This is a genomic window from Streptomyces sp. WI03-4A (genome assembly GCF_033792105.1).
Lineage (GTDB): Bacteria > Actinomycetota > Actinomycetes > Streptomycetales > Streptomycetaceae > Streptomyces > Streptomyces collinus_A.
Map to the genome: position 1 here is coordinate 30,672 of NZ_JARAUO010000051.1, position 21,696 is coordinate 52,367.

A 21,696-nucleotide genomic window follows, 5' to 3' on the forward strand; every position below is an offset into this window, starting at 1 on the left:
GGGCGGCGCGCAGCCTGGAGTCCCACGGCCCGCTCGCCGGGCCATGGCGCCTACGCGTCCGCGTACTTGGCGTCCGCGGCCGGGTCGAGGGCCAGCCGGTAGCCGCGCTTGACCACCGTCTGGATCACCTTCGGCGTCCCCAGCGCCGTGCGCAGCCGGGCCATGGCGGTCTCCACCGCGTGCTCGTCCCGCCCGGAGCCCGGCAGCGCGCGCAGCAGTTCGGCCCGGGGCACCACCCAGCCCGGCCGCCGGGCCAGCGCCCGCAGCAGGGACATCCCGGCCGGCGGCACCGGCTTCAGCTCGTCGTCCACCAGGACCGCGTGCCCCCGGATCTCCACCCGGTGCCCGGCGACCGGCAACGCCCGTGCGCGGTTCGGCAGTTGCTGGCAGAGCAGCTGCACGAGCGGCCCGAGCCGGAAGCGTTCGGGCTGCACGGTGTCCACGCCCCGGGCCTGGAGCGGCAGCGCGGTGACGGGGCCGACGCACGCGGCCAGCACGTCGTGGCCGAGCGCGGCCAGCACCTCGCCGATGAGCCCCCGGTCCTCGGCCCGTGACAGCAGGGAGGCGGCGGCGGGCGCGCTGGTGAAGGTGAGGGCGTCCACCGCGCGGGCGACGACGGCGTCCAGCAGGCGGTCGACGGGGCCGATGTCCTCCGGCGGCATCCAGCGGTACACCGGCACCGGCACGACCTCCGCGCCCGCGGCCCTCAGCGCCTCCACGAACCCCGGCAGCGGCTCCCCGTGCAGCTGTACGGCGACCCGGCGCCCGTCGACGCCCTCCGCGAGCAGCCGGTCGAGCACCTCGGCCATGGACTCGCCGGCCGGCGACCACTCCTCGGTGAGCCCGGTGGCCCGGACCGCCCCCTTGACCTTGGGGCCGCGGGCCAGCAGCTCCACCCCGCGCAGCCGGTCGAGGAGCTGCTCCCCGAGCCCCCAGCCGTCGGCGGCCTCGACCCACCCGCGGAACCCGATGGCGGTGGTGGCCACCACCACGTCCGGCACGTGGTCGATCAGCTCCTTGGTGGCGGCGAGCAGTTCGCCGTCGTCGGCGAGCGGCACGATGCGCAGGGCGGGCGCGTGCAGCACGGCTGCGCCGCGCCGGCGCAGCAGCGCGGCCAGCTCGTCGGCGCGGCGCGCGGCGGTGACGCCCACGGTGAAACCCGCGAGGGGCCCGTGCTCGGGTTGCTGGTCGGGGTGCTGCTGTTCGTCGTCCATGGTTCTCCTACCTTGCCCGCATGCCGAACGAGCCTGTCAACGGCGCGTGACGGGCTCGGTTCGGTGTGATGTCCGCGGTGTTACGTCACACATCGGCGTAGCTGAGCTGCGGCTTCTCCTCGGCGGCGGCGGTGGGTGCGACCCGGCCGGCCGAACGGCGGAGGTATACGGCCCAGGTCACCGCGAAGCAGACGCCGTAGAAGGCGAGGAACGCGACGAAGGCGCCGGTGCCGGAGCCGTAGGAGAGGAAGGACTGCCGGAAGGCCAGGTTGATGCCCACGCCGCCGAGCGCGCCGACGGCCCCGATGAGCCCCATGGCGGCACCGGACAGCCGCCGCCCGTGGGCCGCCGCCGCCTCGCCCGTGAGTCCCCCGGCGAGGGCCTTGGCCTGGAAGATCCCCGGGATCATCTTGTACGTCGACCCGTTGCCGAGCCCGCTGAGCGCGAACAGCACCACGAAGACCGGCACGAACAGCGCGAGCGACCTCTCCGTGCTCGCCACGATGAGGACGGCGGTGGCGGCGGCCATGCCGACGTAGTTCCACAGGGTGATGCGGGCCCCGCCGTAGCGGTCGGCGAGCCGGCCGCCGATGGGCCGGATCAGGGAGCCGAGCAGCGGGCCGATGAAGGTGAGGTACGCGGCCTGCAGCGGGGTGCGCCCGAACTCGTTGGTCAGGACCTGCCCGAAGGCGAAGCTGTAGCCGATGAACGAGCCGAAGGTGCCGATGTAGAGGAAGGCCATGATCCAGGTGTGGCCGTCCCTCGCCGCGTCCCGGGCGGCGCCGGTGTCGTTCTTCACCGTGGCGAGGTTGTCCATGAACAGCGCGGCGAGGGTGGCGGCGACGACGATCAGCGGGATGTAGATGCCGAGCAGCACCCGCGGGCCGCCGCCCGCCCCGATGATCGCGAGGGCGACGAGCTGGATGACGGGCACGCCGATGTTGCCGCCGCCCGCGTTGAGCCCGAGGGCCCACCCTTTCTTCCGCAGCGGGAAGAAGGCGTTGATGTTGGTCATGGAGGAGGCGAAGTTACCGCCCCCGACGCCCGCCAGCAGCCCCACCAGCAGGAAGGTGGAGAAGGACGTCCCCGGCTCCATCACCACGAAGGCGGCGACGGTCGGCACCAGCAGCAGGCAGGCCGAGACGATCGTCCAGTTCCGTCCGCCGAACAGGGCGACGGCGAAGGTGTAGGGCACCCGGACGACCGCGCCGACCAGCGTGACCACGGAGGTCAGCAGGAACTTGTCGGCGGGGGTGAGCCCGTACTCGGGCCCCATGAAGAGCACGAGCACGGACCACAGCGTCCAGACCGAGAACCCGATGTGCTCGGAGAACACGGAGAACCAGAGGTTGCGGCGGGCGACCTTCTCTCCGGTCGCCTTCCAGAAGACCTCGTCCTCCGGATCCCAGCGATCGATCCAGCGGCCGGCACGGCCGGTCGGGGCGGGGGGCGGGACGGGGGTTGGGGCTGGGGCAGTCATGGCGCCTCCACGGGGCTCCGGGTGCTCGGTCGTCCGGTGCGGAACTGGGACCCGAAGGTAGGGAGGGCGCGTTTCCTGTCTGTGGCCGCCCGAGTGACCGCGAGGGAACGTTGCTCTCACTCGGCCGGCAGGCGGCCGGTGAGGGCGGCCGCCCTCGCGGACGTCCTCACGCCGGCCCGCGCCGCCCCCGCCCCGCTCGACGCCGTTCGGCCACAGCCTCGGGCTGCGCTTGGCCGCGATGTCCTCGATCCAGCCGGCGGCCAGGACGGTCAGCCCGATCAGCGGCCAGGGTCGCGGTCGGCGGCGGGTCGGCCGAGCCACCGCGGTCGCCGGTGCCGACGGCCGTGCCGTTGCCGGGAACCTCGGCGGTGGAGCCGGGCGCGGGGGCGGTGCCGCCGCTCGTGGACGGCGTGGCGGGTGCCGCGTCGCCGGTGCCCGAGGGCTGGACGGAGGAGTCGGCGGGCGCCGGGGAGGTGTCCACCTGACCGGCCGGCTTGTCCTCGTGCTGCGGCACCGGGATCCAGGGCGCGTCCGAGCTGCCGGACAACAGGGTGGCGACGATGACGACGGCGAACACCGCGCACGCCAGCCCCACCACCATGCCGAGTCGGCGGAAGGGACGGCTGCGCCGGCCGGACGCGTCGACGAAAACCGGACCGTCGTCGCGGCCGGAGCCGCCGGGGGCGCCGGCGGCCGGGCTGAGCTGGATGTCGCCGAGCCGGACGGCGTCGAGCTGGACCGTCACCTCGTGCGGGTCGTGCGTGGGGTCCGCGGTCCGGGACCGGGGGGGCCGGTGCGGAGGCGGCGGGGGCTCCCGCGCCCGGGGGTCGCGCAGGACGCCGGTGGACCCGGGGAAGGAGCCGGCGGCGGGGTCGCGGGCCGGGGTGGAGGGCAGCACGGCGGTCCGTTCGGCGTCCGGTACTGCGGCCTTGCGGAACTCCGCGGTCCGGCGTAAGTCGGCCGGTCTGCCTCCGGGCCGGGACCGCGGGAGCACCGCCGTCTCGTCGGCCTCGGTCCGGGCGGTACGGCCGCTCCGGTTGTTCAGGCCACGAATGTGGCGCACGCCGAGGTTTCATGGTTGCCACGTGTCACTTCTGAGCGCTCATCACATGATCGTCAATGGCCGGAAACCATCGGTCTGTTGGCCGTTGGAGCCACTTTTCGGCACGGGTGATCTCCGCGGCGGCAGCTCTGAGCGCGTCCAGCCCGGGGTGGACCAGCCCCTTTCGCCACACGAGCGACACGGGCGACAGCGGGACGGGATCGACGAGCGGCCGCAGCACCGTGCGGGGCATGGCCGGAAAGTCCACCACGGCCAGAATCGGATTGCGGGTCTTGGCCATGATCCGCTCGAACTCCTCGTCCCCGACCGCCAGCGGAAGGGGTGAAGCCAGTCGGATGCCGTGCCCCTCGAACAGGTGAAGTGCCAGGTCGGTCCACTCCCGGGTGCGCGGGTTCCCGGCCCCGGCGTACACCGTCTCCCCGGCCAGCGCGGCCACCGGGACCTCGGGAAGGGGGGCCAGGGGGTGGTCGTCGGGCAGCACCACGGCCATCGGCTCCCAGCGCACCGGCTGCTGTTCGAGGCCGGACCGCAGGGCGGCCTCCAGGCCGGCGAAGCGGCCGAAGGAGGCGTCCAGCCGGCCCGCCAGCAGTTCACCGGCCGCTCCGGTGAGGCCGCTCTCGTAGCGGGCCATCAGCTCGCAGTCGGGGGCGAGTTCACGGGCCCGGTGCAGCACCCGGCGGCCGGTGACCAGGCCGGCGGAGTTGAGGTCGACCAGCAGCGGCCGCGCCTGCCCGAAGGCGGCCAGCAGATCGTCCTGGGCGGCCAGCACCCGCCGGGCGTGCGGCAGCAGGCGCTCGCCGTCCGCGGTCAGCGCGACCTGCCGGGTGGTCCGCAGGAACAGCTCGGCGCCCAACTCCCGTTCCAGCCGCCGCACGTCCCGGCTGAGCGCCTGCTGGGCGACGTACAGCCGGGCCGCGGCCCGGGTGAAGTGCAGTTCCTCGGCGACGGCGAGGAAGGCGCGCAGCAGACGGGGGTCGAGGGAGGCGGGAGCGGGCATGCGGGGGAATTTACAACGGGAGCGCGTGAATCGGCACGGAGAAGGTGTTGGACCCGGTGATCCACTCCGGGCGACCGTGGGGGCATGCCGCAACAGACCACCGAAGACGCCCGAATAGGGGGCGCACCGTCACCGTCACCGGCGCCGTCACCGTCGCCGTCGCCGTCGCCGTCCGCCGGATCCGGGTACCGCCGCCTGTTCCGCCTCCCCGGGACCCGCGCCTTCACGGCGGGCAACCTGATCGCCCGGCTGCCCATGGGGATGTTCGGGGTGAGCGCGGTGGTGATGATCGCCGGGTCCCGGGGCTCGTACGCCCTCGCCGGTGCGGTCACCGCGACCGGGCTCGCGGCGACCGGGCTCGCCGGCCCCTGGATCGCGCGGCTCGTGGACCGGTACGGGCAGACCCGGATCGCCGTGCCGGCCACCGTGACGGCGGTGCTCGGCAGCCTCGCGCTGCTGTTCTGCGTGCGCTACGACGCCCCCGACTGGACCCTGTTCGCCGCCTACGCCGCCACCGCGGCCACCCCCAACATCGGCGGGCTGTCCCGCGCCCGCTGGACCCACCTGCTGCGCGACGACCCGGGGGCGCTGCACACCGCCAACTCCTTCGAGCAGGCGGCCGACGAACTGTGCTTCATGCTCGGCCCGGTGCTGGCGTCCTTCCTGGCCGGCACCCTCTTCCCGGAGGCGGGCACGCTCGCCGGTGCCGTCCTGCTGCTCGGCGGGATGCTGCTGTTCACCGCCCAGCGGGCGACCGAGCCCCCGCCGGCGGCCCGGTCGAAGGGGCCCTCGCCGCTGCGCAGCCGAGGGATCCCACCGCTGCTGGCCTGCTTCGTGGCGACCGGCGCGGTGTTCGGCTCCATGGAGGTCGTCACGATCGCCTACGCGGACGCGCAGGGACACCGCGCGGCCGCCGGCGCGGTCCTCGCGCTGCAGGCGGCGGGTTCGTGCGCGGCGGGTCTGGTCTACGGCGCCCTGAAGCCGGCCGGGCTGCGGCTCGGCCACTGCCTCACCGGGATGGCCGTGCTGATGACGCTGCCGTGGCTGGCCGCGTGGGCCACGGGATCGCTGTGGGTGCTGGCGGGCGCGCTGCTGCCGGCGGGGATGGCGACGGCGCCGACGATGGTGACGGCGATGACCCTGGTCCAGCGGCGCACCCCGGCCGACCGTCTCAACGAGGGGATGAGCCTGGTGGTGACCGGCCTGCTGACCGGGATCGCCTGCGGTTCGGCGACGGGCGGCTGGGTCGTGGAGCACCTGGCCCCCACCACCGCGTACGCCGTGCCGGTGGCCGCCGCCGCGCTCGCCCTCGTGCTGGCCACGCTGACCCGTGCCGGTTCCGGGACGGCGACCGCCGCTCCGGCCACCGCGTGACGGCAGGACCACTGGGACATGACGACGGCCCCGCCGCTCGGAAGCGACGGGGCCGTTGCCCACATGGGGTACTCCCCGCGGGGAGCTGGTGGAGATGGCGGGAATCGAACCCGCGTCCAACGGTGCGGAAGGAGGGCTTCTCCGTGTGCAGTCCGCTTCGCTTTTCTCGGCCCCGGAGATCACGCGGACAAGTCTCCGACGGGCTCAGTCACTGTTTGGTTTCCCTCTTCACCCCGTGACCGGGATCAAGGTTTAGTCCCCTAGTCGATGCCAGGATCCGGGTCGGGAACAGCCCCGGGCTGACACTCCTATGAGAGTTCGCTAGCTGCTAATTAGGCAGCGAGGGCGAACGAGGAGGAATCGCGCTTGGTGTTGGCGATTATTGTTTTCGGCCTGTGGTTTACGAGATCATGGCCGCTTCCTCGACACGCTTCCCCTGCTTCGACATCCGCTGTCGAAACCGATCATCCCCATGTTGATTTTTCAATCCCTCCGGAGAGGGTCACACGCACCCTCGGGGGGTGCAGGTGCCATCGTACGTGACCAACGCGGGTCGATGCCAGCGTATTCCCGCTAGGCCCGCTGCTTGCGGCGCACCGCCGACATGGCGCGGTCCGCCTCGCGGCGGTCCTGCTTCTCCCGCAGGGTCTGGCGCTTGTCGTACTCCTTCTTGCCCTTCGCCAGCGCGATCTCGACCTTGGCCCGGCCGTCCTTGAAGTACAGGGCCAGGGGCACGATCGTGTGACCCGTCTCCTGGGACTTCGACTCCAGCTTGTCGATCTCGTCGCGGTGCAGCAGCAGCTTCCGCTTGCGGCGGGCGCTGTGGTTGGTCCACGTGCCCTGGCTGTACTCGGGCACGTGCACGTTGTGCAGCCACGCCTCGTGGCCGTCGAGCTGCACGAAGCCGTCGGCCAGCGAGGCCCGCCCCTGGCGCAGCGACTTCACCTCGGTCCCCATCAGCACGAGACCCGCCTCGTACGTGTCGAGGATGTGGTAGTCGTGCCGCGCCTTCTTGTTCTGCGCGATCAGCTTGCGCCCTTTTTCCTTAGCCATAGTGCCGACCATTTTCGCACCATGGAGGGGGTGGGAGGGAAGCGCATTAAGGAGGCGCCGCAAGGGGTCGCTACGAGGGGTCGCCCAGGCCGGTGAGGACCGTCTCCGCCCGCCGCAGGGCTCCGGGCCCCGCGTCCAGGTCGGGCGTGATGCCCCGGCCGTCCACCGCGTGCCCGGACGGGGTGCGGTAGTGGCCCACGGTCAGCTCGGCCACGGAGCCGTCGGGCAGCCGGGTCGGCATCTGGATGGAGCCCTTGCCGAAGGTGCGGGAGCCGATCACCATCGCGCGGCCCCGGTCCTGCAGGGCTCCGGTGAGCATCTCGGCCGCGCTCATCGTGCCCCCGTCGACGAGGGCGACCAGCGGCCGGGCGGTGTCGCCGCCGGTGCGGGCGTGCAGGGCGCGCTGGGCGCCCTCGACGTCGTAGGTGGCGACCAGGCCGCCGTCGAGGAAGGCGGAGGCGGTGTCCACGGCCTCGGTGACCAGACCGCCGGAGTTGCCCCGCAGGTCGAGCACGATGCCGGCCGGGGCCTGCCGCAGCGCGGCGCGCACGGCGTGGCCTGAGCCCTTGGTGAAGGCGGCGATCCTGATGACGGTGACCCCGCCGGGCAGCTTGCGCGTGGTCACCGAGTCGGTGGACAGGCGGGCCCGGCGCAGGGTCTCGGTCCACGCGCGCGTGCCGCGTTGCAGACCGAGCGTGACCGTCGTGCCGGCGCGCGCGTCGTCGGCGTCGCCGCGGAGTAAGGAGACCACCTCCGTGACCGGCCGTCCGTCGACCGCGCCGCCGTCGACGCTGCGCAGCCGGTCGCCCGCGCGGATCCCGGCGTCGGCCGCCGGCGAGCCCGACTGCACCCGGGTCACCTCGATACGGCCGTCCGCCTCGCGCCGCGCCCACAGCCCGACGCCGGTGTACTGGCCGTCGAGGGCCTCCTGGAACTCCTGGTACTCGTCCTCGGAGTAGACGGCGCCCCAGCGGTCCCCGCTGCGGCTGACGGCCCGCTCGGCGGCCTCCATCGGCGACTTGCCGTCGGCCATGGCCCGGGCCGCGGCCTCCCGCACGTCCTCGTGCCGGGACGCCGAACGCGCGGACCCCAGGGCGGTCTTGCGGCCGGAATGGCTCCCCTGGGCGGTGTCCGGGAAGGAACCGGTGGCGGCGCCGGCGACGAGGACACCGGCGAAGACCAACGTCAGGGCGGCCCCGCGGCCGAAGCGGCGGGGCTGACAGAACAGGTCGCGGCCGGACATGGCGGTGAGTCTAGGACAACGCGAAGGGCCGTACGGTCGCTTGCCCGTACGGCCCTGTTGGCATGCGTCACACCTTCAGGTACTTGCGCAGCGCGAAGAACGCCGCCAAGGCGGGCATCAGCACACTGGTCGCGAGGATCAGCGGGAGCTTGGTCAACACCGCGTCCCAGCCGACGAAGTTGATCAGGGTGAGCTTGGTGGACAGCGCCATGCCGTGGTCGATCGTGAAGTACCGCCCGACGACGAGGAAGAGGCAGGCGAGGCCACCGCCGATGAGTCCGGCGACCGCGGCCTCCATGATGAACGGCGCCTGGATGTAGAAGCCCGAGGCACCGACCAGGCGCATGATCCCGGTCTCGCGCCTGCGGCTGAACGCCGAGACACGCACGGTGTTGACGATCAGCAGCAGCGCGACGAGCAGCATCAGCGCCATCACACCGAGGGCCGCCCGGTTCATCAGGTTGAGGAGCTGGAAGAGGTTGTCCAGGATGCCCTTCTGGTCCTGGACCGACTGCACCCCGTCACGGCCGTTGAACGCGGTCGCGATCACCTGGTACTTCTGCGGGTCCTTGAGCTTGATGCGGTACGACTCCTGCATCTGGTCCGGCGTGAGCGAGCTGGCCAGCGGGGAGTTGCCGAACTGCTCCTTGTAGTGCTTGTACGCCTGGTCCTGCGACTCGTACGCGACCTTCTCGACGATCGGCATCTTGTGCAGGTCGCTCAGGATCTGCTTCTTCTGGTCCTCGGTGACCGCGCCCTTGGCGCAGTTGACGTCCGACTGCGCGTCGCTCTTGTTGCACAGGAAGATCGAGACGTTGACCTTGTCGTACCAGTAGCCCTTCATGGTGCTCACCTGGTCGCTCATCAGCAGGGAGCCGCCGAAGAGGGCGAGGGACAGGGCGACGGAGACGATGACGGCGAACGTCATCGTCAGATTGCGGCGGAGACCGACACCGATCTCCGACAGGACGAACTGGGCGCGCATGGCGTCTGGTCAAGCCTTTCCGTCGTGAACTTGCTTAGTGCTGGTAGCCGTAGACGCCGCGGGCCTGGTCACGCACGAGGCGGCCCTTCTCCAGCTCGATGACGCGCTTGCGCATCTGGTCCACGATGTTCTGGTCGTGCGTCGCCATGATGACGGTGGTGCCCGTCCGGTTGATGCGGTCGAGCAGCTTCATGATGCCGACGGAGGTCTGCGGGTCGAGGTTGCCGGTGGGCTCGTCGGCGATCAGCAGCTTGGGCCGGTTGACGAAGGCGCGCGCGATGGCCACGCGCTGCTGCTCACCACCGGACAGCTCGCCGGGCCTGCGGTCCTCCTTGCCGCCGAGCCCGACGAGGTCGAGCACCTGCGGCACGGACTTGCGGATCTCGCCGCGCGACTTGCCGATCACCTCCTGCGCGAAGGCCACGTTCTCCGCGACCGTCTTGTTGGGCAGGAGGCGGAAGTCCTGGAAGACCGTCCCGAGCTGGCGGCGCATCTGCGGCACCTTCCAGTTCGAGAGGCGGGCGAGGTCCTTGCCCAGCACGTGCACCTGGCCGTGGCTGCACCGCTCCTCGCGGAGGACGAGCCGCAGGAAGGTGGACTTCCCGGAGCCGGAGGATCCCACGAGGAAGACGAACTCGCCCTTCTCCACTTCCAGGGACACATCCCGCAGGGCTGGGCGGGTCTGCTTGGGGTAGACCTTGGAGACGTTGTCGAATCGGATCACGGATGCACCACGGGTCGCCGGGGGTAGATGAGCGTGACCATACGCGAACCGGGCGCGCAAGCGCAGGGCCCGGGCGTGGTTGGGTAAGGCTTGTGCGTTTTTGTACGGCCCTGGATGTGGGGTTCTCCGGGCGCCCGCGCTCTTTCGAGGGGAACCTGGCAGAGTGGAGGGGGAACGTTCTGGTTCCCGTGTGCGTTGTATGTGTGATGGCCGGTGCAAGGAGGGCGAGCGCATGACGTACGACCGGTTGGTGTGCGCGAACTGCGCGTCGCCGGTGAGCGAGGGCCGGTGCCCGGTGTGCCGCGCCAACCGCGAGCGACTGCAGCAGGACAACTTCTTCGCGGGGCTGAACCCGATGGCGCTGATCGCACTGCTCGCGGTGCTGATCGCCACGGTCGCGCTGCTGGCGCACCAGACCGCCTAGGAGACCCGCGCGGGACGGCGCACGCACGGCGTGCGCGACGGCCCGTGGAGACGCCGGAAGGGCCCGGAGCGCCGAGCTCCGGGCCCTTCGGCGAGTGCCCCGTGTGCGGTACGTGACCGCGGGGCTACGCTCAGGCCGCGGCGCCGCCGCGGCCGTTGACCAGACGCGGCAGGACGCGGAAGCCGATGCCGCCGGCGATCATCGTCGCGGCGCCGACGATCAGGAACGCGGTCTGGCTGGCACCGGTCTCGGCGAGCTGCTTGTCGCCGCCCTGGGCCGTGGTGTCGGAGCCGGTGTCGGTGAGGGTCGAGGAACCCTCCTCCTGCGGCACGTTGTCGTTGCCGCCACCGTCGGGGGTGGTGTGGCCGTTGCCGCCGCCGGTCGAGCCGCCGTGGCCGCCGCCGTTGCCACCGGAGTTGCCATTGCCACCGGTGTTGCCGTTGCCACCGGTGTTGCCGTTGCCACCGGTCGTGGTGGTGCCACCGTCGGTGGTGGTGCCGCCGGTCGTGGTGCTGCCACCGTCAGTGGTGGTGCCGCCGGTCGTGGTGGTGCCGCCGTCGGTGGTCCCACCGTCAGTCGTGCCACCGTCAGTGGTGGTGCCGCCGTCGGTGGTCCCACCGTCAGTCGTGCCACCGTCAGTGGTGGTGCCGCCATCGGTGGTCCCGCCGTCGACAGTCCCGCCGTCGACAGTGCCGCCGTCGACAGTGCCGCCGTCGACGGTGCCGCCGTCGGTGCCGCCGTCGGTGCAGATGCCGATCGGGCAAGGGTCACCGCCGTCGGTGCCGCCGTCGTCTTCCCCGTCCGCGCTCACGCCGAGGGTGACCGGCCCCGCCTGGACACCGAGGTCCAGAGCGGAGGCGGCACCGGCCGCGGTCAGCGAGGCACCGGCCGCGATCACGGCACCGGCGGCTATCCGCGCGACCCGGATCCGCGTCTTCTTCGTCATGTGGTTGCTACCCCCAGTAGCTGTTCGTCAATGAGGCGGCGCTCGGGGCAGGCCGTGATCGACGGAGGCAGCCGACGAAGCCCGATATGTGATCGAGCGTTTCCGTTCCCCCGGTTCACATGCGCCCCAGAGATACGCATGCCACGCTTCACCCTTCCCACTTTTCAAAGCAGCGTCAAGGCCGTTGCGCGCGCAATGTCCAGCAGGGGGGCGTTTGCCGGGAGTTGAAGGCTGTGAGTGTGATGTAAAACCCAGCCAAATGACAACTGCCGCCTCAGGGGCGGCAGTTGTCATGTCGATAAAGTTACTTCTCCTGCTGCTTGCGCCAGCGAATTCCGGCCTCCAGGAAGCCGTCGATCTCGCCGTTGAACACGGCCTCGGGGTTGCCGACCTCGAACTCGGTGCGCAGGTCCTTGACCATCTGGTACGGGTGCAGGACGTACGAGCGCATCTGGTTGCCCCAGGAGTTGCCGCCGTCGCCCTTCAGGGCGTCCATCTTGGCCTGTTCCTCCTGCCGGCGCCGCTCCAGCAGCTTGGCCTGGAGGACGTTCATCGCGGTGGCCTTGTTCTGGATCTGCGACCGCTCGTTCTGGCAGGAGACCACGATGCCGGTGGGGAGGTGGGTGATGCGCACCGCCGAGTCGGTGGTGTTGACGCCCTGGCCGCCGGGTCCGGAGGACCGGTAGACGTCGATGCGCAGGTCGGTCTCGTCGATCTCGACGTGGTCGGACTGCTCGACGACCGGCAGCACCTCGACGCCCGCGAAGGAGGTCTGGCGGCGGCCCTGGTTGTCGAAGGGCGAGATGCGCACGAGGCGGTGCGTGCCCTGCTCGACGGAGAGGGTGCCGTAGGCGTACGGCGCCTGCACGGAGAAGGTGGTCGACTTGATGCCGGCCTCTTCGGCGTACGACGTCTCGATGAGCTCCGTCTTGTAGCCGCGCTGCTCGGCCCAGCGCAGGTACATGCGCTGGAGCTTCTCGGCGAAGTCGGCGGCGTCCACGCCTCCGGCCTCGGCGCGGATGTTGACCAGCGCCTCACGCGAGTCGTACTCGCCGGACAGGAGGGTACGGACCTCCATCTCGTCCAGCGACTTGCGCACCGAGGTCAGCTCGGACTCGGCCTCGGCGCGGGTGTCCGGGTCGTCCTCCTCCTCCGCCATCTCGAAGAGGACGGCGAGATCGTCGATCCGACCGCGCAGCGCCTCCGCCTTCCTGACCTCGGCCTGGAGGTGGGAGAGCTTGCTGGTGATCTTCTGCGCCTCGTCCGGGTTGTCCCACAGGGACGGCGCGGCCGCCTGCTCCTCGAGCACGGCGATGTCTGCCCTCATCCGGTCGAGGTCCAGGACGGCCTCGATCGACTCCATGGTCGAGGAGAGGGACTTCAGCTCTTCGGATACATCGACGACTGCCACGCCTCCAGCGTAACGGCTCCGCCGAGCGCCCAAGGCAGGGTGCGCCCAGCCGGGCACCACCAGCGCCCCGCCGCCCGCCCCCGCACGGTCACGGGGCCGAGGTGCTGTGGGTGTCCTGCGGCGGCTGGTCCTCTCCCGAAGCGGCCCACCAGGCGCCGACGCCCACGAGGGCCGCGACGGCCACCCCGGCCACCCCGAGGGTGATCCTGCGCCGCCGCACGGTGGCCCGGTGCCGTGCCGAGCCCGGCCTGGGCGCACCGTGGGCCCGGGGCACCCGCGCCGTCCCGTGCGCGCCGCCGGCCAGCTCGTCCGGGGCCGGCACCCGCATCGAGGTGTGCGTGTCCCGGTTGGAGTCGGGGCGGGAGCCGGGCACCAGGGACACCGCGCCGCGCCGCCGTACCGGCTCTGCCCCGGACGGCGCGGGCGGCGCCGTCTCCTCGTCCGCCTCCTCGGCGAGGTCGGGCTCGTCCACGTCCAGCGGCGGCATGCCCGCCAGCATCGGGAGCTGCTCGCGCAGCCGTGCGGCCAGCTCCGAGGCGCGCAGCCGGGAGGCGGGGGCCTTCGCCAGGCACTGGACGATGAGCTGCCACAGCTCGTCGGGGATGCCGGGCAGCGGTGCGACGGTCTCGGTGACGTGCCGGCGCAGCACCGCGCCCGGGTGGCCGCCCCCGAAGGGCGTGAAGCCGGCGAGCAGCTCGTACAGGACGGTCGCCAGGGCGTAGATGTCGACTGCGGCGCGCGGCGGCAGGCCCTCGACGATCTCGGGGGCCAGGTAGTCGGGGGTGCCGATGATCTTCGTGGCGCGGGTGCGCTTCGGTGAGTCGATCAGTTTGGCGACGCCGAAGTCGGTGAGCAGCGCCGGGTGCGCGCCGCCCGGGCCGAGCGGGCCCTGCATGTCCAGCAGCACGTTCTCGGGCTTCACGTCCCGGTGCACGACCCCGGCCGCGTGGGCGGCCGCGAGGGCGTCGGCCACGTCGGCGACGATCGCCACGGCCGCCTCGGGCGCGAGCCGGCGCTCACGTTCCAGACGGGTGCGCAGGTCGGTGCCGCGCACCAGGTCCATGACGAGGGCCAGGTCGTTGCCGTCGACCACCAGGTCGCGGACCGTGACGATGTGCGGGTGTTCCAGGCCGAGCAGCGCGGTGCGCTCCTGGACGAAGCGGCCGACGAGTTCCTGGTCGGACGCGAGGTCCTCGCGCAGCAGCTTGACGGCGACGGGACCGTCGGGCCCCTCGCCCAGCCACACCGTGCCGGCACTGCCCCGCCCCAGGATCTGGTTGGCGGTGTACCGGCTGCCGATCTTCCGTGCCAAGACTGCTCCTACCGACGCGTGTTGTCGCTAAAACTACGCGTCGCAGGAGCCAACCTTCACCGTGGAGACGGAAATCACCCGCCAGATGTCGACAAATTCCCAAACTGGCGATCAGTTGCCGCTGCCGGAGGAGTCCCCGATCTGCTTGACCCAGTGGCTCACCTTGCCGGCCCAGTCGCTGAGCTGGGACCAGTAGCCCCGGCCCTGGCCGATCCAGTTGTGCAGCGGGGTCAGCTCCCAGACCAGCCAGCTCGCCACGACCAGGATGACGATCGTGAACAGGCAGCCCTTCAGGCAACCGAGGCCGGGGATCTTCATCGGGTTGGCGCTGCGCTGCCGCGCCGGCCGGGGCTCGCGCGCGGGCCGCTGCGGCTCCGGGGCGGGGGGCGCGTACCGCTGCGGCTGCTGCTGCGGGGCGTAGCGCTGGGGCTGCTGCTGCTCCGGGTAGCCGTAGCCGGCGGGCGGGCGCTGCCGGCCGCGCGGCTGGGGCTGCTGCGGACGCGCCTGCGGGGCCTGGCGGGGCTGCTGCTGCGGCCGGGCGACCTGCCGTTGCGGGCGGCGGCGCAGCGGGTCCTCGTCGGGGTCGATGTACTGGATCTGCGTCTGCTCGTTGCGGTCCCGGGCGGCGCGCAGCTGGGTCTGCCAGGGGTGCGGCTGCTCGGGCCGGCCGCCGGGCTGCCCCTGGGGCACCGGCGGCAGGACCGCGGTCGGGTCGGCGGCGCCCGTGTTCGGCAGGACGGCCGTGGGGTCGGCGGCGCCGACGGGGCCACCGGTGTGCGGCAGGACGCTGGTCGCGGCGTTCGGGTCGTACCCGCCCGGCGCGTTGGTCGGCAGCACCTGGGTGGGGTCGGCGGCGCCGGGCACGCCCGGGACCGCGGCCGGGGCCGGGTCGGGTGCCAGCAGGGCGCCGACGCCCTCGGCGGCGGCGATCTGCGCGGCGTTCGCGTGCACGCCGACGCCCTCGGCGACGACCCGCAGCCCGCGCGCGAGGTTCTCGGCGCTGGGCCGCTCCTCGGGGTTCTTGCGCAGGCAGCGCTCTATGACCGTCCACAGCGGGTCCGGGACGGTGGAGGGCCGGCGCGGCTCGGCGCTCAGGTGCTGGTGCAGGACCTCGAGCGCGCTGCCGCCGGAGAACGGCGGACGGCCGGTGACCAGCTCGTAGAGCAGGATGCCCGCGCCGTAGACGTCGACGGCGGAGGTCTGCGGACGGCCCTCGGCGGACTCCGGTGCGACGTAGGCGGGGGTGCCGACGAACTCGTGGGTGCGGGTCAGGCCCGGGGAGTCGGCGAGGCGGGCGATGCCGAAGTCGGTCAGCATCGGGTGCATCTGGCCGTCGTACTGCTGGAGCAGCACGTTGGCGGGCTTCAGGTCGCGGTGGACGACGCCGTCGGCGTGGCTCGCGGCGAGGGCGTCGGCGATCTGCGCCGTCATCAGGGCCGCGGCGACCGGGGTGAAGGGGCCGTTCTCGCGCAGGTAGCGGTGCAGGTCGGGGCCGTCGACGAGGTCCATGACCAGGGCCAGCAGGTCACCCTCGACGACCAGGTCGCGGACCCGGACGATGTTGGGGTGGGTGAGCCGGAGCAGGACGGAGCGTTCCCGCAGGAACCGCATCACGATGTCCGGGTCGCCGGCCAGCTCTTCCTTCAGGACCTTGATCGCGACCGTCTCGCCGGGCTGGCCGGGCACGGCCGCCTCGGCACCCGCGGTCTCGCGCTGGCGAGCACGCCAGACAGTGCCCGTGGCGCCGCGTCCGAGCGGCTCCTCGAGCAGGTACTTGCTGCCGACTGGCCGCACGTCACGCGCTCCCTGCTGCTTGCTGGCTGCTTGCATGGCTGCTTGCTCGCCGGTGTTCCGGTGTTCCGATCCACTGTAGTGCCGCCCCCGAGGGCACTACGTAAACGTTCCCGTCGATGTTCGAAGGAAAGACGCTCGCTCCGGTCTCCTGGTTGCCAAGGGAGGCACGTGACCGATCTCAACTGATCATCGATGCGCCAGTGGTCAGGCACTTTTGGGGGCAGAGCTGACCAATCAAGATCACTTGGCCCCGGGGCGCGGGCGTGTTGTCAGCGACAGGTGCGAGGATGCCTGCAGTACTGGCCGAGTGCTCGTGCGGGGGTGGGGTACGTCCGCGCCCGGGCAGAAGGGACCGCTGACGGCGATGCAGATCCGGCTGACCGTCGTAGACCCGCTGGGCCCGACCCCGCACCGGGGCCGAGCCGCGAGCCGCGACGTGCTGGTGACGGCGCCCGCGGGCACGGACCTGGCCGCCGTCGCGTCGGCGCTGGCCTCGGCGGTCACCGGGGACGGCGGCTCGGGCCGGGACACCGGCGGCTCCCCGGTCGTGCTGTACGCGGGCACGGACCGGCTGGACCCCCGCCGCCACACCCTCGGCGAGCCCCCCCTGGTCGACGGCGCCGTGCTGTCCCTGGGCGCCCCGGCGGCCCCCGAGCCGCATCCCGAGCTGGACGACGCCCCGACCCAGCTGCACGTGGTCGCGGGCCCGGACGCGGGCGGGGTCCATCTGCTGCACGGCGGCCGGATCACCGTCGGCCGCTCCGCCGACGCCGACGTCCCGCTGGACGACCCGGACGTCTCCCGCCTGCACTGCGCGGTCACCGTGGCCGCCGACGGCCGTGTCTCGGTGGCCGACCTCGGCTCCACGAACGGCACGGCGCTGGACGGCACGCGCGTGGACGAGCGCCCGGTGCGGTTCTCAGCGGGGGCGCTGCTGAGGATCGGCGAGTCCGCCCTGCGGGTCACGCCGTCCGGCGGCCCCGGCGCCCGGGTGCGCACGGTGCCGGACGGGGAGGGCTGCGTACGGGTCGCCCTGGAGGCCGGGGAGGCCGGTCAGGGCCGGACGGCGGGCGTGGACCCGGGCGCCGGGGCGGCGGCGGACACCGCCGGGCACCCGCGCGTGACACCCGCCGCGGCGGGCGGCCCCACCGGGGCGACCCACCACGCGTACGGCGCGACGGGCTGGGGCGCGGGCGCCCAGGAGTACCGGCGCCGGGACCAGCCGGCGGTCCCCGGCCAGGCCGGGGCGCCGAGCATCGAGCGGCGGGACGGCGGCTCGGGAGCACCGGAGGGCGGCCCCGGCGGCACGCTCCCGGCGCAGGGCGCGCCGACCCGGGGCGGCGACACCCACGCGGGGCACTACGGCATCGGCGGCCCGGCCGGTAGCGCGTACCCCGGTACGGCGGCCCACGGCCCGGCGCCGGACGGCGCGGCACCCGGAACGGAAGCGGCGCGCGGGGTGTACGGCGCGGCACCCGGAACGGAAGCGGCACGCGAGCCAGAAGCAGCACACGGATCCGGAGCGGCAGGCGGGGCGTACGGCGCGGCACCCGGGACGGAAACGGCCCCCGGGACGGAAGCAACACGCGGGGCGTACGGCGCCGCACGAGGGACGGAAGCGGCCCCCGGGCCGGAAGCGGCGCGCCGGACCGAAGCGGGGCGCGGCGGACGCAAGGACACACCCCTGCACGGCACCGACCTGCCGGAGGGCGGCCGCCGCCGGGGCGGCATCGGCGCGTGGGCACGTCGGCTGGCCGGCGGGCGCGGCGAACAGCAGCCGGCCGCGCGTGAGGCGTACGGCGCCCCGGTGGCAGCCGTGGCCGCCGCCCCGGCGGGCGACGTCACGCGCGCGCCGGAGACCTGGCCGGACCCGGCCGCGCTGCTGCTGACGGCGCTGGGCCCCGGGCCCCGGCTGTGGGAGCGGGGGCCCGGTCACCCGGAGGCGCTGACCGTGCGGCTCGGCACGGCCGACCGGAGCGCCCCGGACGGCTCGGGGGTGCTGCCCGCCGTGCCGGTGACCGCCGCGCTGCGCGAGGCGGGCGCGCTGGGTCTGGCCGGTCCTCGCCCCCGGCTCGCCGGGCTGGCCCGCGCGGTGCTCGCTCAGCTCGCCGCGCTGCACTCCCCCGACCTGCTGGAGATCGTGCTGATCAGCGCCGACCGGGCGCGCCCGGTGGAGGAGCGGGCCGCCGAGTGGTCCTGGCTCGGCTGGCTCCCGCACGTGCGGCCGGGCCACGGCCAGGACTGCCGGCTGCTGCTGGCACACGACCGGGAACAGGCGGCGGCCCGCACGGAGGAACTGCTGCGCCGGGTCGAGGAGTACGCGGCGACCGGCAAGGGCGCGGCCCAGCCCGCTCCCGCACGGCAGGCCCCGGCGGGCGACGGCACCGCGGCGGCACCTGATCCCACCGCCTCCGAAACGCCCGCCTTCGGCACCTCCGCCTTCGGCGCCCCGGCCGCGCCGCAGGCATCGGACGCCCCGGTCGCTCCCGGCTCCGCGCACCGGACCGCGCCCGGCCGCCGTCCCTCCTGGGCACAGGAGGGCGCGGGCCTGGGCGGAAGCGGCGGCTTCCCGGGTCCGTTCACGGTCGTCGTCGTGGACGGGGACCCCGGCGGGTCCTCCCTCCAGGAGAGCCTGGCGCGGCTGGCCGTGGCCGGGCCCCGGGCCGGGATCCACGTCCTGTGCCTCGCCGAGACCGCGGCCGCCACCCCCGCCTCGCCGGTGACGCGGACGTACGAGGAGGCCTGCGCGCTCACGCCCACCTTCCGGCACTGCGGGGCCGTGGCCCTGCTCAGCGGGGACGTCGCGGGCGCGCTGCACCTGATGCGGGTCGCGCCCACGGGCCCCGTCGAACCGGGGACGTCGGCGACCGTCGACGCCGTCTCCGCCGCCTGGGCCGAGCGGTTCGCGCGGGCCCTGGCGCCGCTGCGGCCGGACGGCCCGGTCGGCGAGCGGCACGCGCGCGTGGCCGTGCCGCTGCCGCAGTCGGCGCGGCTGCTGGACGAGCTGGGCCTGGCCCGGGCCACCCCGGCCTCGCTGATGGCGCGCTGGGCGGACGCGGCCGACGACACGGAGTCGCTCGGCGGCCGGGCCCGGGCGGTGCTCGGGGCCGGACCGCGCGGCCCGCTCACCGCCGACCTGGTAGCCGAGGGGCCGCATCTGCTGGTCGAGGGCCCGGCCGGCAGCGGCCGCACCGAGCTGTTGCGGTCCGTGGTCGCCTCGCTGGCCGCCGCCGAGCGGCCGGACCGGCTGGGCATGGTGCTGATCGACGGCCGCGACGGCGTGGGCACGGGCGCGGGGCGCGGCGAGGGGCTGCGCGTCTGCACGGACATACCGCATGTGACGACCCATCTCATCGCCAACGACCCGGTGCGGATGCGGGAGTTCGCACAGTCGCTGAGCGCCGAGCTGAAGCGGCGCGCGGAGCTGCTCGGCCGGACGGACTTCACCCAGTGGCACTCGGGGCGTGAGGTGTCGGGCCGTATCGTCGCGCAGCGCACGCCGGGCGGGCGGGCGGCCGCCGCCCCGGCCCCGACGAGCGCGGGCGCGGGGGACATAGAGTCCCCGCCGAGTTCCACGCTGCGGCTGCGGCCCGGCGCCGCCGCACGGCAGCGCACCGAGGCGGCACCGCCGCTGCCCCGCCTCGTGGTGGTCGTGGACGACCTGGACGCGCTGGTCTCCCCGGCGCTGGGTTCCCCGGGCCGCCCCGCCGCGGGGTCGGTGCTGCGCGCTCTTGAGGCGGTGGCCAGGGAGGGCGAGCGGCTCGGCGTGCACCTGGTGGCCGCGGCCGGCACGGGCGGCCGTACGGCGGAGACGGAACCGGCCCGCCGGGCCGACCTGCGCATATCCCTGGACGCGCCGTCGGCGGGACCGGACGAACCGGCGCCCGGGCGGGGCCGGTTGACCTACGCGGACGGCCGGGCCGTCGGCTTCCAGGGCGGCCGGGTGACGGGCCGTATCCCGCGGACCGCGACCCAGCGGCCCACGGTCGTGCCGCTGGAGTGGCAGCGCATGGGCGATCCGCCCACCCGTCGCCCGGTGCGCGAGCTCGGCAACGGCCCGACCGATCTGGCGCTGCTGGCGAGCGCGGTGGAGCGCGCGGCCCGGGAGGTCGCGGCGGCGGAGGTGCCCTCCCTGCTCTGACCGCCCCTCACCGTGGTTCGCGCACTCCTTTGATCACGAGCCGGTCACGATGAGCCGCTGGACGGCGCAGGCGCTCTTGCCGCTCCCGCACGCCCCGGCGTAGACCGGAGCGGACGGGACAGAGTTCTGACGTTCAACGGAGAACGACGAACGGGGAAGTGATGCGGAGCAACACCATCCGGACACACAGGGCCGTCACCACACTCGCCGCGCTCCTCGCGGGAGCCCTCGCCCTCAGCGCCTGCTCCGGCGGCGACGACAAGAAGGACAGCGGCGGCGGATCCACCGGGAGCGGGTCCGGCGTCAGCCTGCCGAAGCTGAACGGCGTGAACCTGGAGGTCGCCGCCGTCTGGACCGGCACCGAACAGGCGAACTTCAAGAAGGTCCTCGCGGAGTTCGAGAAGCGCACGGGCGCGAAGGTCACGTTCGTACCCGCCCAGGACCCGATCATCAACTTCCTCGGGTCGAAGATCGCCGGTGGCCAGCCACCGGACGTCGCCATGCTGCCGCAGCCGGGCGCCATCAAGCAGGCCGTGGACAAGAAGTGGGCCAAGCCCCTCGGCCCGGCCGCCGTGAAGGAGTTGTCGAAGAACTACTCGCAGGGCTGGCAGGACATCGGCAAGGTCGACGGCAAGCAGTACGGCGTCTACTACAAGGCCGCCAACAAGTCGCTGATCTGGTACAACGCCAAGGCGTTCGAGAACGCGGGCGCCAAGGAGCCGAAGACCTGGAAGGAACTGCTGACCACCGCGCGGGCGGTGTACGACTCGGGTGTCACCCCGTTCTCGGTCGGCGGCGCCGACGGCTGGACGCTCACCGACTGGTTCGAGAACGTCTACCTGTCCCAGGCGGGCCCGGAGAAGTACGACCAGCTCGCCCAGCACAAGATCAAGTGGACCGATCCCTCGGTGAAGCAGGCGCTCACCACGCTCGCCCAGGTCTGGGGCAAGAAGGACTACGTGGCGGGTGGCGCGGACGGCGCCCTGCAGACGGAGTTCCCGGCGTCCGTCACCCAGACCTTCACCGGCGGCGACCAGCCGAAGGCGGCCATGGTCTACGAGGGCGACTTCGCGCAGGTCAACATCGGTGACACCAAGGCGAAGGTGGGCACGGACGCGAAGGTGTTCCCGTTCCCGGCGGTGGGTTCCGCGGCGCCCGTGGTCTCCGGCGGTGACGCGGCCGTCGTCCTGAAGGACTCCAAGGGGGCCCAGGCGCTCGCCACCTGGCTGGCCTCGCCGGACGCGGCGACGATCCAGGCCAAGCTGGGCGGCTACCTCTCGCCGAACAAGAGCGTGCCGGTCTCGGCGTACCCGAACCCGGTGCAGCAGAAGATCGCCAAGGCGCTGATCGCGTCCGGTGACGACTTCCGCTTCGACATGTCCGACCAGGCCCCGCAGGCCTTCGGCGGCACACCCGGCAAGGGTGAGTGGAAGGACCTGCAGGACTTCCTGAAGAACCCGAAGGACGTCGCGGGCGCCCAGACGAAGCTGGAGAAGGACGCGGCGGCCGCGTACGGGAACGGGGGCTGATCCGGC

The 21,696-nt window shown here is 73.3% G+C and carries 16 protein-coding genes and 1 other RNA gene; 4 read left to right on the forward strand and 13 right to left on the reverse strand.

Annotated elements, in window-relative coordinates; genetic code table 11:
* Positions 1–50 precede the first annotated feature (50 nt).
* The 4 genes from PV343_RS35355 to PV343_RS35370 all read right to left on the reverse strand — a co-directional run bounded on the left by PV343_RS35355 (position 51) and on the right by PV343_RS35370 (position 4,754).
* Complete coding sequence (locus PV343_RS35355) at positions 51–1,214, reverse strand: uroporphyrinogen-III synthase (protein WP_319151129.1); 1,164 nt, start codon at positions 1,212–1,214, stop codon at positions 51–53.
* Positions 1,215–1,299: 85 nt separating this feature from the next.
* A complete protein-coding gene (locus tag PV343_RS35360) occupies positions 1,300–2,694 on the reverse strand; it encodes a nitrate/nitrite transporter (protein ID WP_319151130.1) in 1,395 nt (464 codons plus the stop codon).
* A gap of 166 nt (positions 2,695–2,860) precedes the next feature.
* Positions 2,861–3,757, reverse strand: coding sequence for a hypothetical protein (locus PV343_RS35365; RefSeq protein ID WP_319151131.1), 897 nt, complete (start codon positions 3,755–3,757; stop codon positions 2,861–2,863).
* 25 nt (positions 3,758–3,782) lie between these two features.
* Positions 3,783–4,754, reverse strand: a complete 972-nt coding sequence (locus tag PV343_RS35370; protein WP_319151132.1) for a LysR family transcriptional regulator — start codon at positions 4,752–4,754, stop codon at positions 3,783–3,785.
* An 84-nt stretch (positions 4,755–4,838) separates the two neighbouring features.
* Here PV343_RS35370 and PV343_RS35375 point away from each other — a divergent pair, with 84 nt between their 5' ends.
* On the forward strand, positions 4,839–6,128 hold the full coding sequence (locus PV343_RS35375; RefSeq protein WP_319151133.1) for an MFS transporter: 1,290 nt from the start codon (positions 4,839–4,841) through the stop codon (positions 6,126–6,128).
* An 86-nt stretch (positions 6,129–6,214) separates the two neighbouring features.
* Here PV343_RS35375 and ssrA read toward each other — a convergent pair.
* The 5 genes from ssrA to ftsE all read right to left on the reverse strand — a co-directional run bounded on the left by ssrA (position 6,215) and on the right by ftsE (position 10,133).
* Positions 6,215–6,600, reverse strand: a transfer-messenger RNA (tmRNA) gene (gene ssrA, locus PV343_RS35380).
* 101 nt (positions 6,601–6,701) lie between these two features.
* Complete coding sequence (gene smpB / locus PV343_RS35385; protein ID WP_020940376.1) at positions 6,702–7,181, reverse strand: SsrA-binding protein SmpB; 480 nt, start codon at positions 7,179–7,181, stop codon at positions 6,702–6,704.
* Positions 7,182–7,251: 70 nt separating this feature from the next.
* The gene (locus PV343_RS35390) at positions 7,252–8,424 is read right to left on the reverse strand and encodes a S41 family peptidase (protein WP_319151134.1); all 1,173 of its coding nucleotides are present in this window, start codon (positions 8,422–8,424) and stop codon (positions 7,252–7,254) included.
* Positions 8,425–8,491: 67 nt separating this feature from the next.
* Positions 8,492–9,409, reverse strand: coding sequence for a permease-like cell division protein FtsX (gene ftsX, locus PV343_RS35395; RefSeq protein ID WP_133923718.1), 918 nt, complete (start codon positions 9,407–9,409; stop codon positions 8,492–8,494).
* A gap of 34 nt (positions 9,410–9,443) precedes the next feature.
* Positions 9,444–10,133: a cell division ATP-binding protein FtsE gene (gene ftsE / locus PV343_RS35400; RefSeq protein WP_020940379.1), complete on the reverse strand. Its 690-nt coding sequence runs from the start codon at positions 10,131–10,133 to the stop codon at positions 9,444–9,446.
* A gap of 232 nt (positions 10,134–10,365) precedes the next feature.
* Between ftsE and PV343_RS35405 the strand changes: the two genes are divergently transcribed.
* A complete protein-coding gene (locus PV343_RS35405) occupies positions 10,366–10,557 on the forward strand; it encodes a hypothetical protein (RefSeq protein WP_319151135.1) in 192 nt (63 codons plus the stop codon).
* Positions 10,558–10,687: 130 nt separating this feature from the next.
* On the opposite strand, the gene PV343_RS35410 is transcribed toward PV343_RS35405, so the two are convergent.
* From PV343_RS35410 to PV343_RS35425, 4 genes are all read right to left on the reverse strand, one after another.
* Positions 10,688–11,503: a hypothetical protein gene (locus PV343_RS35410; RefSeq protein ID WP_319151136.1), complete on the reverse strand. Its 816-nt coding sequence runs from the start codon at positions 11,501–11,503 to the stop codon at positions 10,688–10,690.
* A gap of 304 nt (positions 11,504–11,807) precedes the next feature.
* Positions 11,808–12,914, reverse strand: a complete 1,107-nt coding sequence (prfB, locus tag PV343_RS35415; RefSeq protein ID WP_319151137.1) for a peptide chain release factor 2 — start codon at positions 12,912–12,914, stop codon at positions 11,808–11,810.
* Positions 12,915–13,002: 88 nt separating this feature from the next.
* A complete protein-coding gene (locus PV343_RS35420; protein ID WP_319151138.1) occupies positions 13,003–14,226 on the reverse strand; it encodes a serine/threonine-protein kinase in 1,224 nt (407 codons plus the stop codon).
* A 111-nt stretch (positions 14,227–14,337) separates the two neighbouring features.
* Entirely contained in the window at positions 14,338–16,020 is a 1,683-nt protein-coding gene (locus PV343_RS35425) for a serine/threonine-protein kinase (protein ID WP_319151146.1), read from the reverse strand.
* Positions 16,021–16,384: 364 nt separating this feature from the next.
* On the opposite strand from PV343_RS35425, the gene PV343_RS35430 reads away from it, so the two are divergent.
* Both PV343_RS35430 and PV343_RS35435 read left to right on the forward strand, forming a co-directional pair.
* Complete coding sequence (locus PV343_RS35430) at positions 16,385–20,161, forward strand: FHA domain-containing protein (RefSeq protein ID WP_319151139.1); 3,777 nt, start codon at positions 16,385–16,387, stop codon at positions 20,159–20,161.
* A 161-nt stretch (positions 20,162–20,322) separates the two neighbouring features.
* Complete coding sequence (locus PV343_RS35435) at positions 20,323–21,690, forward strand: ABC transporter substrate-binding protein (RefSeq protein WP_319151140.1); 1,368 nt, start codon at positions 20,323–20,325, stop codon at positions 21,688–21,690.
* Positions 21,691–21,696 lie beyond the last annotated feature (6 nt).

What these genes read in the sequence shown, in the direction of transcription:
- ftsX (WP_133923718.1), bottom strand. Translation starts at nt 9,409, where the DNA reads ATGCGCGCCCAGTTCGTCCTGTCGGAGATCGGTGTCGGTCTCCGCCGC.
- PV343_RS35430 (WP_319151139.1), top strand. Translation starts at nt 16,385, where the DNA reads ATGCAGATCCGGCTGACCGTCGTAGACCCGCTGGGCCCGACCCCGCAC.
- PV343_RS35370 (WP_319151132.1), bottom strand. Translation starts at nt 4,754, where the DNA reads ATGCCCGCTCCCGCCTCCCTCGACCCCCGTCTGCTGCGCGCCTTCCTC.
- PV343_RS35405 (WP_319151135.1), top strand. Translation starts at nt 10,366, where the DNA reads ATGACGTACGACCGGTTGGTGTGCGCGAACTGCGCGTCGCCGGTGAGC.
- PV343_RS35355 (WP_319151129.1), bottom strand. Translation starts at nt 1,214, where the DNA reads ATGGACGACGAACAGCAGCACCCCGACCAGCAACCCGAGCACGGGCCC.
- PV343_RS35360 (WP_319151130.1), bottom strand. Translation starts at nt 2,694, where the DNA reads ATGACTGCCCCAGCCCCAACCCCCGTCCCGCCCCCCGCCCCGACCGGC.
- PV343_RS35410 (WP_319151136.1), bottom strand. Translation starts at nt 11,503, where the DNA reads ATGACGAAGAAGACGCGGATCCGGGTCGCGCGGATAGCCGCCGGTGCC.
- smpB (WP_020940376.1), bottom strand. Translation starts at nt 7,181, where the DNA reads ATGGCTAAGGAAAAAGGGCGCAAGCTGATCGCGCAGAACAAGAAGGCG.
- PV343_RS35375 (WP_319151133.1), top strand. Translation starts at nt 4,839, where the DNA reads ATGCCGCAACAGACCACCGAAGACGCCCGAATAGGGGGCGCACCGTCA.
- PV343_RS35435 (WP_319151140.1), top strand. Translation starts at nt 20,323, where the DNA reads ATGCGGAGCAACACCATCCGGACACACAGGGCCGTCACCACACTCGCC.
- PV343_RS35390 (WP_319151134.1), bottom strand. Translation starts at nt 8,424, where the DNA reads ATGTCCGGCCGCGACCTGTTCTGTCAGCCCCGCCGCTTCGGCCGCGGG.